The sequence below is a fragment of the Limimaricola soesokkakensis genome (assembly GCF_900172345.1).
Classification (GTDB): Bacteria; Pseudomonadota; Alphaproteobacteria; order Rhodobacterales; family Rhodobacteraceae; genus Limimaricola; species Limimaricola soesokkakensis.
On sequence record NZ_FWFY01000006.1, the window covers coordinates 83,316 to 97,594 of the forward strand.

15 protein-coding genes are annotated in these 14,279 nt (G+C 67.5%); 11 read left to right on the top strand and 4 right to left on the bottom strand.

Annotation, left to right across the window (positions count from 1 at the left end):
• The first annotated feature begins 117 nt into the window (after positions 1 to 117).
• Positions 118 to 483, top strand: a complete 366-nt coding sequence (locus tag LOS8367_RS11165; protein ID WP_085896600.1) for a hypothetical protein — start codon at positions 118 to 120, stop codon at positions 481 to 483.
• Here LOS8367_RS11165 and LOS8367_RS11170 read toward each other — a convergent pair.
• Entirely contained in the window at positions 480 to 1,001 is a 522-nt protein-coding gene (locus tag LOS8367_RS11170) for a gamma carbonic anhydrase family protein (protein WP_085896601.1), read from the bottom strand. The genes LOS8367_RS11165 and LOS8367_RS11170 overlap by 4 nt on opposite strands.
• A complete protein-coding gene (gene gmk / locus LOS8367_RS11175; protein ID WP_085896602.1) occupies positions 998 to 1,636 on the bottom strand; it encodes a guanylate kinase in 639 nt (212 codons plus the stop codon). The genes LOS8367_RS11170 and gmk overlap by 4 nt, the downstream gene beginning before the upstream one ends.
• 181 nt (positions 1,637 to 1,817) lie before the next feature.
• On the opposite strand from gmk, the gene LOS8367_RS11180 reads away from it, so the two are divergent.
• Entirely contained in the window at positions 1,818 to 2,393 is a 576-nt protein-coding gene (locus LOS8367_RS11180) for a PAS domain-containing protein (protein ID WP_165761451.1), read from the top strand.
• A gap of 68 nt (positions 2,394 to 2,461) precedes the next feature.
• Here the strand turns inward: LOS8367_RS11180 and LOS8367_RS11185 are convergent, their stop codons facing one another.
• Positions 2,462 to 3,832 carry a class II 3-deoxy-7-phosphoheptulonate synthase gene (locus tag LOS8367_RS11185; protein WP_085896716.1) on the bottom strand — a complete coding sequence of 457 codons (1,371 nt, stop codon included), beginning with the start codon at positions 3,830 to 3,832 and terminating at the stop codon, positions 2,462 to 2,464.
• 220 nt (positions 3,833 to 4,052) lie between these two features.
• On the opposite strand from LOS8367_RS11185, the gene LOS8367_RS11190 reads away from it, so the two are divergent.
• The 6 genes from LOS8367_RS11190 to LOS8367_RS11215 all read left to right on the top strand — a co-directional run bounded on the left by LOS8367_RS11190 (position 4,053) and on the right by LOS8367_RS11215 (position 10,395).
• Positions 4,053 to 5,063 (top strand): GlxA family transcriptional regulator, encoded by a 1,011-nt coding sequence (locus LOS8367_RS11190; protein WP_085896604.1) that lies wholly within the window; start codon positions 4,053 to 4,055, stop codon positions 5,061 to 5,063.
• Between the two features lie 186 nt (positions 5,064 to 5,249).
• Positions 5,250 to 6,446 (top strand): ABC transporter substrate-binding protein, encoded by a 1,197-nt coding sequence (locus LOS8367_RS11195; protein WP_085896605.1) that lies wholly within the window; start codon positions 5,250 to 5,252, stop codon positions 6,444 to 6,446.
• Between the two features lie 100 nt (positions 6,447 to 6,546).
• On the top strand, positions 6,547 to 7,332 hold the full coding sequence (locus LOS8367_RS11200; RefSeq protein ID WP_085896606.1) for an ABC transporter ATP-binding protein: 786 nt from the start codon (positions 6,547 to 6,549) through the stop codon (positions 7,330 to 7,332).
• Positions 7,333 to 7,371: 39 nt separating this feature from the next.
• Positions 7,372 to 8,085, top strand: coding sequence for an ABC transporter ATP-binding protein (locus LOS8367_RS11205; RefSeq protein WP_085896607.1), 714 nt, complete (start codon positions 7,372 to 7,374; stop codon positions 8,083 to 8,085).
• Between the two features lies 1 nt (position 8,086).
• Positions 8,087 to 9,100: a branched-chain amino acid ABC transporter permease gene (locus LOS8367_RS11210; RefSeq protein WP_085896608.1), complete on the top strand. Its 1,014-nt coding sequence runs from the start codon at positions 8,087 to 8,089 to the stop codon at positions 9,098 to 9,100.
• Positions 9,097 to 10,395 carry a branched-chain amino acid ABC transporter permease gene (locus LOS8367_RS11215; RefSeq protein WP_085896609.1) on the top strand — a complete coding sequence of 433 codons (1,299 nt, stop codon included), beginning with the start codon at positions 9,097 to 9,099 and terminating at the stop codon, positions 10,393 to 10,395. The genes LOS8367_RS11210 and LOS8367_RS11215 overlap by 4 nt, the downstream gene beginning before the upstream one ends.
• Before the next feature lie 78 nt (positions 10,396 to 10,473).
• On the opposite strand, the gene LOS8367_RS11220 is transcribed toward LOS8367_RS11215, so the two are convergent.
• Positions 10,474 to 11,628, bottom strand: a complete 1,155-nt coding sequence (locus LOS8367_RS11220) for a HupE/UreJ family protein (RefSeq protein ID WP_165761452.1) — start codon at positions 11,626 to 11,628, stop codon at positions 10,474 to 10,476.
• On the opposite strand from LOS8367_RS11220, the gene LOS8367_RS11225 reads away from it, so the two are divergent.
• The 3 genes from LOS8367_RS11225 to LOS8367_RS11235 are packed head-to-tail and all read left to right on the top strand — an operon-like array spanning position 11,618 to position 14,255.
• Positions 11,618 to 12,418, top strand: coding sequence for a DUF4198 domain-containing protein (locus LOS8367_RS11225; protein ID WP_085896611.1), 801 nt, complete (start codon positions 11,618 to 11,620; stop codon positions 12,416 to 12,418). The two genes, LOS8367_RS11220 and LOS8367_RS11225, sit on opposite strands and share 11 nt — an antisense overlap.
• A gap of 32 nt (positions 12,419 to 12,450) precedes the next feature.
• Positions 12,451 to 13,344, top strand: a complete 894-nt coding sequence (locus LOS8367_RS11230; RefSeq protein ID WP_085896612.1) for a PfkB family carbohydrate kinase — start codon at positions 12,451 to 12,453, stop codon at positions 13,342 to 13,344.
• A complete protein-coding gene (locus LOS8367_RS11235) occupies positions 13,341 to 14,255 on the top strand; it encodes a pseudouridine-5'-phosphate glycosidase (protein WP_085896613.1) in 915 nt (304 codons plus the stop codon). The genes LOS8367_RS11230 and LOS8367_RS11235 overlap by 4 nt, the downstream gene beginning before the upstream one ends.
• The last annotated feature ends 24 nt before the right edge of the window (positions 14,256 to 14,279 follow it).

Genomic DNA, 14,279 nt, shown 5'->3' on the forward strand with positions numbered 1-14,279 from the left:
ACAGTCCCAACCTGTACGAAAAGCCAATTTCCCGTTTCATTTCCCGACGCACCGCAGTATGCGGGGCTGCGACACCGCGCCACGGGGCGCCGCCCTCCCGAATTCCGGAACTGCTCGATGCTCGAAATCACCGCCAGACCAAACGATCAGGATCTTGCGATGCTCCTGATCACCGGCGGCACCGGCACGCGACCGGTCGGCGGACCCGGAAGCCCGGCCACCCGCTGCGGCTTCGAGGTGCTGGATTCCGAAATCCTCAGGAAGATGTCTCCGCGCATCGTGCTTTCGGCGCTGAGCGGGCCGGGTTTCGACGCGCTTGAAGTGGCCTGGCGCCTTGTGGAGCTGGGCTATCGCGGCAGCTACCGGATCATCGCCGACGCCCTACCCCATCCCGCGATGGTACGAGACGAGATCGCCGCGGCGGTGCCGGAACTCGAGGTGCGACTGAGCTGCGCGCCGCAGCCTGGCGCTGGAAGTATCTAGAGCGCCGCGAGCCCGTCGCGGAAGCGCGCGGCATTGTCGCGGTAGTTCAGCGCCGATTGCCGCAGTTTCTCGATCGCATCCGCATCGAGCTGTCGGATCACCTTGCCCGGCGCGCCCATCACCAGGCTGCCATCGGGAATCTCCTTGCCCTCGGTGATCAGCGCGCCGGCGCCGATCAGGCAGTCGCGGCCGATCTTCGCGCCGTTGAGCACGGTCGCGCCCATGCCGATCAGGGAGTTCTCGCCGATCGTGCAACCATGCAGCATCGCCTTGTGGCCCACCGTGACGCCAGCGCCGATCTCGAGCGGAAAACCCATGTCGGTGTGCAGCACGCAGTTTTCCTGCACGTTGGTGTTCTCGCCCAGCGTGATGCGTTCGTTATCGCCGCGGATCGTCGTGCCGAACCAGACCGAGCTGCCGGGGGCCAGCGTCACGCGGCCGATCACATGCGCGCCGGGTGCGACCCAAGCGGTCGCGTCGATCTCGGGGGCCTCGCCGTCGAGCGAATACAGGGTCATGATCTCTCCTCGAACTCGGCCTGCAGCGACCGGACATGGTCGAGCAGCCAAGGCTGCTGGCTGCGGCGCAGGCGCTCCGCCTCGATGATGATCTTGAGCCGCGCCTCGGTCGCGTCAAGGTCGTCATTGACCAGCACGTAGTCGTAGCCGTCCCAATGGCTGATCTCGTCCCAGCTCTTGAGCATGCGCCGCTCGATCACCTCGGCGCTGTCCTGTGCCCGGCCGACAAGGCGGCGATGCAGTTCGGCGATCGAGGGCGGCAGGATGAAGATCGACAGCACCTGATCGGCCATGTGGCTGTTGGAGATCTGCTGCGCACCCTGCCAGTCGACGTCGAAGAGCACGTCGCGCCCGGCCTCGGTCGCCTCGGCCACCGGGCCGCGCGGGCTGCCGTAGTAGTTCTCGAAGACCCGCGCGTGCTCGAGCATCTCGCCCTCGGCCACCAGATGCTTGAACCGCTCTTCGGTGACGAAGTGGTAATCGACGCCGTCGGTTTCGCCGGGACGCGGCGCGCGGGTCGTGGCCGAGACCGAAAAGCCGAGCGTTGGGTCCCAGTCGCGCAGCCGCCGCGCCAGCGTCGATTTCCCGGCGCCGGAGGGCGAGGAAAGGATGATGAGTAGGCCGCGCCTTTGCATGGTGTCTGCTGCTCCCGTGATGTGCCGCTCCGGTCCGTCGGGACTAGGCGCATCGCGCCCGCTGGGCAAGAGCGGCCCCGGCCCGCGTTAATCAGTTTACCCGATATTAAGCCGCGAACGGCCCGCCGCGCCGTAAGATCATGGCGGAAACAGGGCAAAATCGTGGAGGACTCGGATGGAAATGCGTGACGAGACAGTCCCCGCCGGAGACGACGCGGGGGCACGGTTGGCGCAGCTGGAGCGCTACTGGCGCAGCCTCGCGCTTCGCGGCCTGCCGCCATCGCGCGACGAGATCGATCCGGACCGCATCGGCGCGGCGCTGCCCGGCGCCTTCGTGCTCGACCGGATCGCGCCGGGACAGGCCCGGCTGCGGGTGGCTGGACGGGCGCTGTGCGAGATCGTCGGCACCGAGGCACGCGGCCTGCCGCTGTCGCGCCTGTTCCGACGCGCCGATCACATTCGGCTCGCGGCGCTGCTGGAGCGGTGCTTCGCGGAACTGCACCCCTGCCGGGCGCCGCTGCTAGTCGAAGGCGGGCCCGGCCCGATCGGCGGGCTGGCGCTGCTGCCCCTGCGGCAGAGGCTCGGCGCCGCGCCGCAGATGATCGGGGCGCTGTTGCATGACCTGCCGCCCGGGCGGCCGCGTCGCTTCGGCCTTGCCGGGCCGGCGCGGATCGGGGCGCCTCCCGCAAAAGCGCGCGACGCGCGATCGAATCTGCGGCTCGTCGTGTCGAACGAGAATAGCCATTCCGACCGCTGAAACACCACCATTCGACCAATAAAAAGGGGAGCCCAAGGCTCCCCTTTTCCGAACTCTGGCAGGTGACGTCAGACCGCGGCGGCGGTCTGCATCCCGGCGCGCCGCGCCGACAGCTCCTCGGCCACGAGGAAGGCCAGCTCCAGCGACTGCGAGGCGTTGAGGCGCGGGTCGCAGGCGGTGTGGTAGCGATCCGAGAGATCCTCGTCGGTGACGGCGCGGACGCCGCCGGTGCACTCGGTCACGTCGGCGCCGGTCATCTCGAAATGCACGCCGCCGGGGATCGTGCCTTCGGCGTTGTGCACGCCGAAGAACTCGCGCACCTCGCGCAGCACGCTCTCGAAGGGGCGGGTCTTGTAGCCCGAGGAGGATTTGATCGTGTTGCCATGCATCGGGTCGCAGGACCAGGTCACCTTGGCGCCCTCTTCCTGCACTGCCTTGATCAGCCGCGGCAGATGCTCGGCCACGTTGCCCGCGCCGAAGCGCGCGATCAGGGTCAGCCGCCCTTCCTCGTTGCGCGGGTTCAGCTTGGCCATCAGCGCCTTTAGGTGACCGGTGGTCATCGAGGGGCCGCATTTCAGGCCGATCGGGTTCTGCACGCCGCTAGCGAACTCGACATGCGCGCCGTCGGGCTGGCGGGTGCGGTCGCCGATCCAGATCATGTGGCCCGAGCCCGCGAGCCACTTGCCGGAGGTGGAGTCGACGCGGGTCAGCGCCTCCTCGTATTCCAGCAGCAGCGCCTCGTGCGAGGTGAAGAACTCCACCGTCTGCAGCGCATGCGCCGCCTCGTCACGGATGCCGGCGGCCTCCATGAAGTCGAGCGCGTCGGTGATGCGGTTGGCCATGTCGCGGTACTTCTCGGCCTCGGGCGCGCCGATGAAGCCCAGCGTCCAGGCGTGGACCTTGTGCACGTCGGCATAGCCGCCGGTCGAAAAGGCACGCAGCAGGTTCAGCGTGCCGGCGGCTTGGGTATAGGCCTGCAGCATCCGCTCGGGCTCGGGGATCCGGGCCTCGGGGGTGAAGTCGAAGCCGTTGATGATGTCGCCGCGGTAGGAGGGCAGCTCGACGCCGTTCACCGTCTCGGTCGGTGCGGAGCGCGGCTTGGCGAACTGGCCGGCCATGCGGCCGACCTTCACCACCTCGACCTTGGCGCCGAAGGTCAGCACCACAGCCATCTGCAGCATCACCTTGAAGGTGTCGCGGATATGGTCGGCGTTGAAGGCCGCGAAGCTCTCGGCGCAATCACCACCCTGCAGCAGGAACGCTTCGCCGCGACCGGCAGCGGCCAGCTTGGCCTTGAGGCGGCGCGCTTCGCCCGCAAAGACCAGCGGCGGATAGGAGGCAAGACGCGCCTCGACGGCGGAGAGACGCTCCGCGTCGGTATAATCGGGCATCTGCACCCGCGGCTTGGCGCGCCAATCGGCCTTTTTCCACTCGGTCATGGTCTTCGCTCCCATGGAGGCTTCGGGGATCTCGGCGGCCTCTATAGCGCGCATGACGCGCAGGGCCAACGCGAAATGCCGCTTTGCGGCATGTCCTCGGCCCATCCATGGCCCGGAGCGCGGCGCTCATGCGACCGGACCGCGCCTCTTGATGCGGACGCGCAAACCTGTTTCGGTCGAAACGAACGCGGCACGGCGCCGCGGGCTTCGCAGGCGCGCCATGACAGTCGAAATCCAGACAATCCCCCTGCCCTCCGGCGACCAGATCCGGACCCGGCGCTTCGTCTTCGTGCTGCTGCCGAATTTCACCATGCTCTGTTTTGCCTGTGCGGTGGAAGCGCTCAGGATCGCCAACCGGATGGCCGGGCGCGAGATCTACAGCTGGGTTCTGGCCGGCGATGGCGGCGAGACCGCCACCTGCTCCAACGGCACGGTGTTCAAGCTGGACATGGATCTCGACGAGCTGACACGTGACGACATGGTCATGGTCTGCGGCGGCATCGACGTGCAGGCGGCCAGCACCAAGCGGATGTTAAACTGGCTGCGGCGCGAGGCGCGGCGCGGCGCGGTGATGGGCGGGCTGTGCACTGCGGGCTACACGCTGGCAAAGGCCGGGCTGCTCGACGGCAAGCGCGCCACGATCCACTGGGAGAACCAGGACAGCTTTGCCGAGGAGTTCGAGGAGGTGACGCTGACCCGGTCGGTCTTCGTGATCGACGGCAACCGCATCACCACCGCGGGCGGCACCGCCTCGATCGACCTGATGCTCAAGCTGATCGCGGATCATCACGGCGAGGATCTCGCCAACGCGGTGGCGGATCAGCTGATCTATACCGCGATCCGCACCGATCAGGACACGCAGCGCCTCTCGACGCCGACCCGGATCGGCGTGCGTCATCCCAAGCTCGCCCAGGTGATCCAGGCGATGGAGAAGGCAATCGAGGACCCTGTGAGCCCCGCGGTCCTCGCGGAACGGGCGGGCATGTCGACGCGACAGCTGGAACGGCTGTTCCGCCGCTACCTGAACCGCAGCCCCAAGCGCTACTACATGGAGTTACGTCTGAGCCGGGCCCGCAACCTGCTGATGCAGACGGACATGAGCGTGATCAACGTGGCGCTGGCCTGCGGCTTCGCGAGCCCATCGCATTTCTCGAAATGCTACCGCGCGCATTACCAGACCACCCCTTACCGCGAGCGCGGCAGCCACGGCGCGCGGCCCGCGGTAGGCTGAGCCCCGCCACCGCAAAGCGCAGGAAACGACGCGGTTTCTCGCGTAGCGGGAGCCGTGCCGTGGCAAGCATATCGCAGCCCGGAACGGCGCGTCCTTGGCGCTACGGCAAGTTCGCGCAACCACTTTCTTTTCGCATGAGCGGGGTCTAGCCTGCCTTCATAATAATCAATCGTCAGGGAGACGAAGATGAAGAAACTGCTGCTGGCTTCCGCCGCGACCGCGCTCGTCGCGGGCACCGCCATGGCCGAAAGCCACATGGGTCCGGTCAAGATCGGCATCATTCTGGGCTTCACCGGTCCGCTCGAGTCGATCACCCCCGACATGGCGGGCGGCGCCGAGCTCGCGATCAACGAAGTCAATGAATCCGGCGCCTTCATGGATGGCACGCAGATCGAGGCGGTGCGCGCCGACAGCACCTGCATCGACAGCGCCGCCGCCACCGCCGCGGCCGAGCGTCTCGTCACCAATGACGGGGTTGCCGGCATCATGGGCGCGGACTGCTCCGGCGTCACCGGTGCGATCCTGCAGAACGTCGCCCGCGCCAACGGCGTGGTGATGATCTCGCCCTCCGCCACCTCGCCCGCGCTCAGCGAGGCCGAGGATGACGGCATGTTCTTCCGCACCGCGCCCTCCGACGCGCGTCAGGGCGAGATCATGAGCCAGGTGATCATGGATCGCGGCATCTCCGAAGTCGCGCTGACCTACACCAACAACGACTACGGCAAGGGTCTCGCCGACAGCTTCCAGAAGGCCTTCGAGGCCGATGGCGGCACCGTGACCATCTCGGCCGCGCATGAAGATGGCAAGGCCGACTACTCGGCCGAGGTCGCCTCGCTCGCCTCCGCGGGCGGCGAAGTGCTCGTCGTCGCGGGCTACACCGACCAGGGCGGCAAGGGCATCATCCAGGCCTCGCTCGACTCGGGCGCCTTCGACACCTTCGTGCTGCCCGACGGCATGATCGGCCAGCAGATCGTCGACGATCTGGGCTCGGGCCTCGACGGCTCCTTCGGCCAACTGCCGGGTTCCGACAGCGAAGGCTCGGCCATCTTCCAGGAGATGGCGACCGAGGCGGGCATCAACCCGACTGGCATCTATACGGGCGAGAGCTACGACGCCGCGGCGCTGATGATCCTCGCCATGGCCAAAGCCGGTTCGACCTCGGCCGCCGACTACGCGGGCGAGATCATGGACATCGCCAATGCCCCGGGCGAGCAGATCCTGCCGGGCGAGCTGGCCAAGGCGCTGGAGCTGATCGAAGCTGGCGAGGAGATCGACTATGTCGGCGCCACCGCCGTCGAGCTGATCGAGCCGGGCGAAAGCGCCGGCACCTTCAAGGAGATCGAGATCAAGGACGGCGCGATCGAAACGGTCGGCTTCCGCTGAGACACACCGCGCCGCGCCCCGGTCGGGCGCGGCGCATCCCGTAACAAGAACATGGCCCAGACCCCTGACAAAAAAGGGAAACCGGGCCGATCGGGGACCAATGATCACCGTCGAGAACCTTCACCGCCACTTTGGCGGTTTTCATGCTGTTGATGGGGCGAGCCTCAAGATCGAGACCGGCTCGATCACCGGGCTCATAGGCCCCAACGGCGCCGGAAAGACCACGCTGTTCAACGTGATAGCGGGCAGACTTCCACCGACATCGGGCCGCGTCACCATGGACGGCGAGGACATCACCGGCCTGCCGCCGCACGCGTTGTTTCACAAGGGGCTTCTGCGCACCTTCCAGATCGCGCATGAATTCTCTTCGATGACAGTGCGCGAGAACCTGATGATGGTCCCCGAGGGCCAGCATGGCGAAACGCTGTGGAACGCGTGGTTCGGTCGCGGCAAGATTGCCGCTCAGGAGCGGGAGCTTGCGAAGAAGGCCGATGAGGTCCTTGAATTCCTGACGATTTCGCATCTCGCGGACGAGCGCGCGGGCAATCTCTCGGGCGGCCAGAAAAAGCTTCTGGAGCTGGGCCGCACGATGATGGTCGATGCCAAGATCGTGTTCCTCGACGAGGTCGGCGCGGGCGTGAACCGGACGCTTCTGAACACCATCGGCGATGCGATCGTCCGGCTCAACAAGGAGCGCGGCTATACCTTCTGCGTGATCGAGCACGACATGGATTTCATCGGCCGCCTCTGCGACCCGGTGATCGTCATGGCCGAGGGCAAGGTGCTGGCCCAGGGCTCGGCCGACAGCATCATGAAGAACGAGGCGGTGATCGAGGCCTATCTCGGCACCGGTCTCAAGAACAAGACCGTCGGGGAGACGGCATGAGGGGACGAAATTTGCGTATATACTCAATGGTGACGCGCCATGGCTGAGCCGCATCTGATCGGCGAGGCGATGACCGGCGGCTACGGGCGCGGCGCCGACATCCTGCAAGGCTGCACGCTCTCGGTCGACAAGGGCCAGATCGCGGTGATCGTCGGCCCCAACGGCGCCGGCAAGTCGACCGCGATGAAGGCCGTGTTCGGCATGCTGAACCTGCGTTCGGGCTCGGTGCGCATCGGCGGCGAGGACATCACCCATCTGAGCCCGCAGGACCGCGTCGCCAAGGGCATGGCCTTCGTGCCGCAGACCTCGAACATCTTCCCGTCGATGACGGTCGAGGAAAATCTCGAGATGGGCGCCTTCCTGCGCCGCGACGACATCCGCCCGACCATCGAGCAGGTCTATGACCTGTTCCCGATCCTGCGCGACAAGCGCAGGCAGGCGGCGGGCGAATTGTCCGGCGGCCAGCGCCAGCAGGTCGCGGTGGGCCGGGCGCTGATGACCCAGCCCTCGGTGCTGATGCTCGACGAGCCGACGGCGGGCGTGTCGCCCATCGTCATGGACGAGCTGTTCGACCGCATCATCGAGGTCGCCCGGGCAGGCATCACCATCCTGATGGTCGAGCAGAACGCGCGCCAGGCACTGGAGATCGCCGACAAGGGCTATGTGCTCGTGCAGGGGTGCAACGCCTATACCGGCACCGGGGCCGAGCTGATGGCCGATGACGAGGTGCGCCGCACCTTCCTGGGGGGCTGACATGACCGATATCCTCAACGCCATCGTCGCGCTCTCGAACTTCGTGCTGATCCCCGGCGCCGCCTATGGCGCGCAGCTGGCGCTCGGCGCGCTCGGGGTGACGCTGATCTACGGCATCCTGCGGTTCTCCAACTTCGCCCATGGCGATACCATGGCCTTCGGCACGATGGCGACGATCCTCGTCACCTGGGGGCTGCAATCGATGGGCGTCAGCTTCGGCTTCCTGCCCACCGCGCTGATCGCGCTGCCCGTCGGCATCGCCATCACCGGGCTGCTGCTTCTGGGCACCGACCGCGCGGTCTATCGCTTCTATCGCAAGCAAAAGGCCGCGCCGGTGGTGCTGGTGATCGTCTCGATCGGCGTGATGTTCGTGATGAACGGCCTCGTGCGCTTCATCATCGGCGTCGGAGACGTCAACTTCGCCGATGGCGCGCGCTTCGTGATCAACGCCCGCCAGTTCAGGGAGATGACCGGCCTCGACGAGGGTCTCGCGATCCGCTCGACCACGCTGATCACGCTGATCACTGCGGCGATCGCCGTGGCGCTGCTGTTCTGGTTCCTCAACAAGACCCGCACCGGCAAGTCGATGCGCGCCTTCTCGGACAACGAGGATCTGGCGCTGCTGTCGGGCATCAACCCCGAGCGCGTCGTCGCCGTGACCTGGCTGATCATCGCGGCGCTGGCGACCACTGCGGGCGTCCTCTACGGCCTCGACAAATCGTTCAAGGCCTTCACCTATTTCCAGTTGCTGCTGCCAATCTTCGCCGCCGCCATCGTCGGCGGCCTCGGCAACCCGCTGGGCGCGATCGCGGGGGGCTTTGTGATCGCCTTTTCCGAGGTGTTGGTCACCTACGCCTGGAAGAAGGTGCTGGAATACCTGCTGCCTGAGAACCTCGAGCCTTCCAGCCTCGTGCAGCTCCTCTCCACCGACTACAAATTCGCCGTGAGCTTCGCGATCCTGATCATCGTGCTGCTGTTCAAGCCCACCGGCCTCTTCAAGGGACAGTCCGTATGACCGCGCGTGGCTATCTTCTCTATGCCGGGATGGCGCTGCTGATCGTCCTGACCGGCTTCGTTCAGGGCTGGAACCTGGCGCTGACGATCCTCAACATGGGGCTGATCTCGGCGATCATGTCGCTCGGCGTGAACCTGCAATGGGGCTTTGCCGGGCTGTTCAACGTCGGCGTCATGGGCTTCGTGGCGCTCGGCGGCCTCGCGGCGGTACTGGTGTCGATGCCGCCCGTGGCCGAGGGCTGGAACGCCGGCGGGCTGCGGCTTCTGGGCGCGCTGGCGCTGGGCGCCGCGATCCTCGTCGCGGCCGTGCAGGTCTGGAAACGCAAGATTGGCGGGCGGATGCGCGCGCTGGTGATGCTGGCGCTGCTGATCGGCGGCTTCTTCCTGTTCCGCGCGTCGCTCGATCCGGCGGTGAACGCGATCGAGGCGATCAACCCCTCGCTCTCGGGCTATCTGGGGGGCCTGGGCCTGCCGATCATCATCGCCTGGCCGGTGGGCGGTCTTCTGGCCGCCGGTGCCGCGTGGATCATCGGCAAGGCAGCCTTGGGCCTGCGTTCGGACTATCTCGCCATCGCGACGCTGGGCATCGCCGAGATCGTGATCGCGGTGCTCAAGAACGAGGACTGGCTGTCGCGCGGCGTCAAGAACGTGGTCGGCCTGCCCCGGCCCGTGCCCTACGAGGTCGATCTGCAGCGCGATCCGGGCTTCGTCGAGGCTGCGGCGGGCTACGGGCTCGACCCGGTCACCGCTTCGACGCTCTGGGTCAAGATCCTCTATTCCGGCCTCTTCGCCGTGGTTCTGATCGCGATCCTGTTCCTCGCGCAGCGGGCGCTGGCCTCCCCTTGGGGCCGAATGATGCGCGCGATCCGCGACAACGAGGTCGCCGCCGCCGCCATGGGCAAGAACGTCACCGCGCGGCATCTGCAGGTCTTCATCCTCGGCTCGGCCGTCTGCGGCATCGCCGGCGCGATGATGACCACGCTGGACGGGCAGCTCACCCCCGGCTCCTACCAGCCGCTGCGCTTCACCTTCCTCGTCTGGGTGATGGTGATCGTCGGCGGCTCGGGCAACAATTACGGGGCCGTGCTGGGCGGCTTCCTGATCTGGTGGCTCTGGGTGATGGTCGAACCGCTCGGCCTCTGGGCGATGGAGCTGATCACCTCGGGCATGTCGCCGGACAGCTGGCTCCGGGGGCATCTCACGGACTCGGCGGCGCAGATGCGACTGATGACCATGGGGATCATCCTGCTGGCGGTGCTGCGCTTCAGCCCCAAGGGCCTGATGCCGGAACGCTGAGAGGCGGGGTCCGCGAGAACGAGAAAGGGCGGCGACCGGACATGGTCGCCGCCCTTTTTCATGCGCTGGCCGTCGGGATCAGAGCATCGTCCGCTCGACCACCCAATAAGCGCCGATCAGGGCGATCGCCGCAGAGGCCGGTATCGCGACGACCTGGCGGTACCAGTTGCGCTTCCAGGCCAGCCCGACCACGAGGAAAGCGATGGCGATCACGGTGAGCTGGCCCAGCTCGACGCCGATGTTGAAGCCGATCAGCGCCGGGACGAAGGAGCCAGCGGGCAGGCCGAATTCGCCCAGGACGCTCGCGAAGCCAAGGCCGTGCAGCAGGCCGAAGCCGAAGACGACGATCGGCCGCCAGAGGCCGAGGCGTGGGAAGAAGATGTTCTCCAGCGCCACGAAGGCGATCGAGGCGGCGATCAGCGGCTCGACGATCGCGGCGGGCACCGAGACGTAGCCCAGAGCCGCGAGCGCCAGCGTCACCGTATGCGCCAGCGTGAAGGCCGAGACCTGCCACAGCAGCGGCTTGAGCCGCGCTGCGAGGAAGAACAGCCCCAGCACGAAAAGGATATGATCGAGCCCCTTTGGCAGGATGTGGTCGAAGCCGACCGGGATGTAGCGAAGGAAATACTGCCAGTTGCTGGCCTGATCGCCGCCCGACAGGCGGATCGGATCGGACAGCGCGCCGCCTTCCAGGTAACCGTCATAGGGCGCCTCGACCCCCTGCTGGCGCAGCACCAGCGTGCCATAAGCTGCGTCCCAGCCAACCTGAACTGTCTGCGCCCCCGCCGCCAGCGGCGCGGAAAAGCGCAACAGCGCCGGGCGCGGCAGCGACACATCGCCGGGCGCGGGCACTTCGACCGCCTCCAGTTCGGGCGCTACGCGGGCCCCGTCGACGAGGATATCGATCCCCTCGGCCATCTCGGGCCAGAAGGCGCGGAACCTTGCCCCCATCTCCTCGGGGTCGAGCGCGCGCAACGCGTCGTAGCTTTCGGCCTCGGCCTCGGGGGCGGCGTCGGTGTCGGCGACTTCGCCGAGGTCGATCCCGGCAACGAACCCCTCGAGCGGCGTCTCGACCACGAAGTCGAGCCGATCGCCCCGCCTCTCCATATCGGCGATGGCGGGCAGCACCTCATGCGCCGTCGCCAAGGCCGCCCAGAACATCGCGATGCTTGACAAGACGAGGCCAAGGATCACCCTGCCCTCGAATTTCGGGAGCCTTCGAATGCGCGTCATAACTGCCTGCCTCTTCTTGCTGTCCACGCCTGTCGCGGCGCATGAATTCTGGATCGAACCGCTCGAATGGCAGATCGCGGCGGACGATATGGTCAGGGCCGAGCTTGTCAACGGCGACCTCTTCGAAGGCATCCGCTACGCCTATCTGCCGCAGCGCTTCGAAAGCTTCGATCTGCACATGAACGGTGAGGCGCGCCCGGTCGAGGGACGGCTCGGCGCCCGCCCCGCACTCGACATGTCCGCCCCCGAGGAAGGGCTGCTGGTCGCGTCCTACGTCTCCAAACCGAGCATCGTGACATATGACGATCGGGCGGTGTTCGAGCGTTTCGTCGCGCACAAGGATCTCGGAGCGGTCGCGGCCGTTCACGCAGCGCGGGGCCTGCCCGAGGCAGGCTTCAGGGAGGTCTTCACGCGCTACTCCAAAGCCCTGTTCGGCGTCGGCGCGGCGCAGGGCGCGGATAGCCGCCTCGGCCTCGCGACCGAGCTGGTGGCGCTGGACAACCCCTATACCGACGACCCCTCGCAGGGGCTGCGGGTCCAGCTCTTCTATGATGACGCGCCCCGCGCCAACGCGCAGGTCGAACTCTTCGCCCGCGATGCCGATGGCGACGTCGAACTGACGCTGCACCGCACCGATGCCGAGGGCGTGGCGCGGCTCCCGGTCGTCCCGGGGCACGACTACCTCGTCAACGCGGTGGTGCTGCGCGAACCCGACAACGCCATGGCGATCGCCACGGGTGCCGTTTGGGAAAGCCTCTGGGCAGCGCTGACCTTCACCATCCCCGATTGACCGGGGCGCGGGGCTGCGGCAGACCGGAGCCCATGAACAAGACACCTGACATCCTGTGCATCGGCTCCGTGCTGTGGGACGTGATCGGCCGCACCGCGAGCCACATGCGCGTGGGCTCGGACGTGCCCGGCCGCATCCACCGGCTGCCTGGCGGCGTCGCCATGAACATCGCTATGACGCTGGTGCGCTTCGGGCTGCGCCCGTCGCTTCTGAGCGCGCTGGGCCGCGATGCCGAGGGCGACGAGCTGGCCGCCGAGGCAGCGCGCATGGGCATGGAGGTGGATCACATCTACCGCTCCGACGATCTGCCCACCGACATCTACATGGCGATTGAAGGCGCCAATGGCCTGATCGCGGCCATCGCCGACGCGCATTCGCTCGAACAGGCGGGTGACAAGATCCTGCGCCCGCTGGCGGACGGGCGGCTGGGCTCGACCGAGGCGCCCTGGACCGGCCTGGTCGCGCTCGATGGCAATCTGACAACCGACCTGCTGGCGCAGATCGCCCGGTCGCCGCTCTTCGCCCGCGCCGATCTGCGTGTAGCCCCGGCCAGCCCCGGCAAGGCCGAGCGGCTGCTGGCGCTGATGGGCCACCCGACGGCGACGCTTTACGTGAACCTCGAAGAGGCCGGTCTGCTGTGCCACGCCACCTTCGAGACCTCGGAGGCCGCGGCCCGCGCATTGGTCGCGCGTGGCGCGCATCGCGCCCTTGTCACCGATGGCGGGCGCGCCGCGACCGTGGCCACGGCCGAAGCCATCTTCACCCAGGCCCCGCCGGAGGTGCTGGTCACACGCGTCACCGGCGCGGGCGACACCTTCATGGCGGCGCATATCGCGTCCGAGGCCGAGGGCATGGCGCCCGAGGCGGCGCTCGCGCGTGCGCTGGCCGCCGCCGCCACCTACGTATCCGGAGACAACCCGCTGTGATCGATATCCAATATTCGCCCGAGGTTGCCGATGCGCGCGCCGAGGGCCGCCCGCTCGTCGCGCTCGAAAGCACGATCATCACCCACGGCATGCCGTTTCCGCAAAACGTCGAGACGGCGCGCCGGGTCGAGGCCGAGATCCGCGCCCATGGTGCCGTGCCCGCCACCATCGCGGTGCTGGGTGGCCGCTTGCATGTCGGCCTGACCGACGAGCAGCTCGACCGGCTGGGGCAGGCGCAGGACGTGGCCAAGCTGTCGCGCGCCGATTTCGCGGCCTGCCTTGCGCGCGGTGGCGACGGCGCGACCACGGTGGCTGCCACGATGATCGCGGCGCGGCTCGCAGGCATCGAGGTCTTCGCGACGGGTGGCATCGGCGGCGTGCATCGCGGCGCCGAGGACAGCTTCGACATCTCGGCCGATTTGCAAGAGATGGCCAAGACACCGGTGACCGTGGTGGCAGCGGGCGCCAAGGCGATCCTCGACCTGCCCAAGACCTTCGAGGTGCTGGAAACGCTCGGCGTGCCGGTGATCGCCTATGGGCAGGACGTGCTGCCGGCCTTCTGGTCCGCGACCTCCGAGATGCCCGCGCCGCTCAGGATGGACAGCGCCGCCGAGATTGCCGCCGCCGCCCGGATGCGCGCCGCGATGGGGCTCGAGGGCGGCCAGTTGGTCGCCAACCCGATCCCGTCAGAGGCAGAAATCCCCGCCGAAGAACTGCGTCCGGTGATCGAGCAGGCCCTGTCGGAGGCCGAGGCGCAAGGCATCGCCGCCAAGGCGGTGACGCCGTTCCTGCTGGGTCGGATCTTCGAGTTGACCGATGGCCGTTCGCTCGAGGCGAACATCGCGCTGGTGCTCAACAATGCGCGGCTTGGCGCGGCGATCGCCGTGGCGCTGGGCAAGCGACGGGGTTGAGCCCCGGCCCGCGCGTGCCCCATT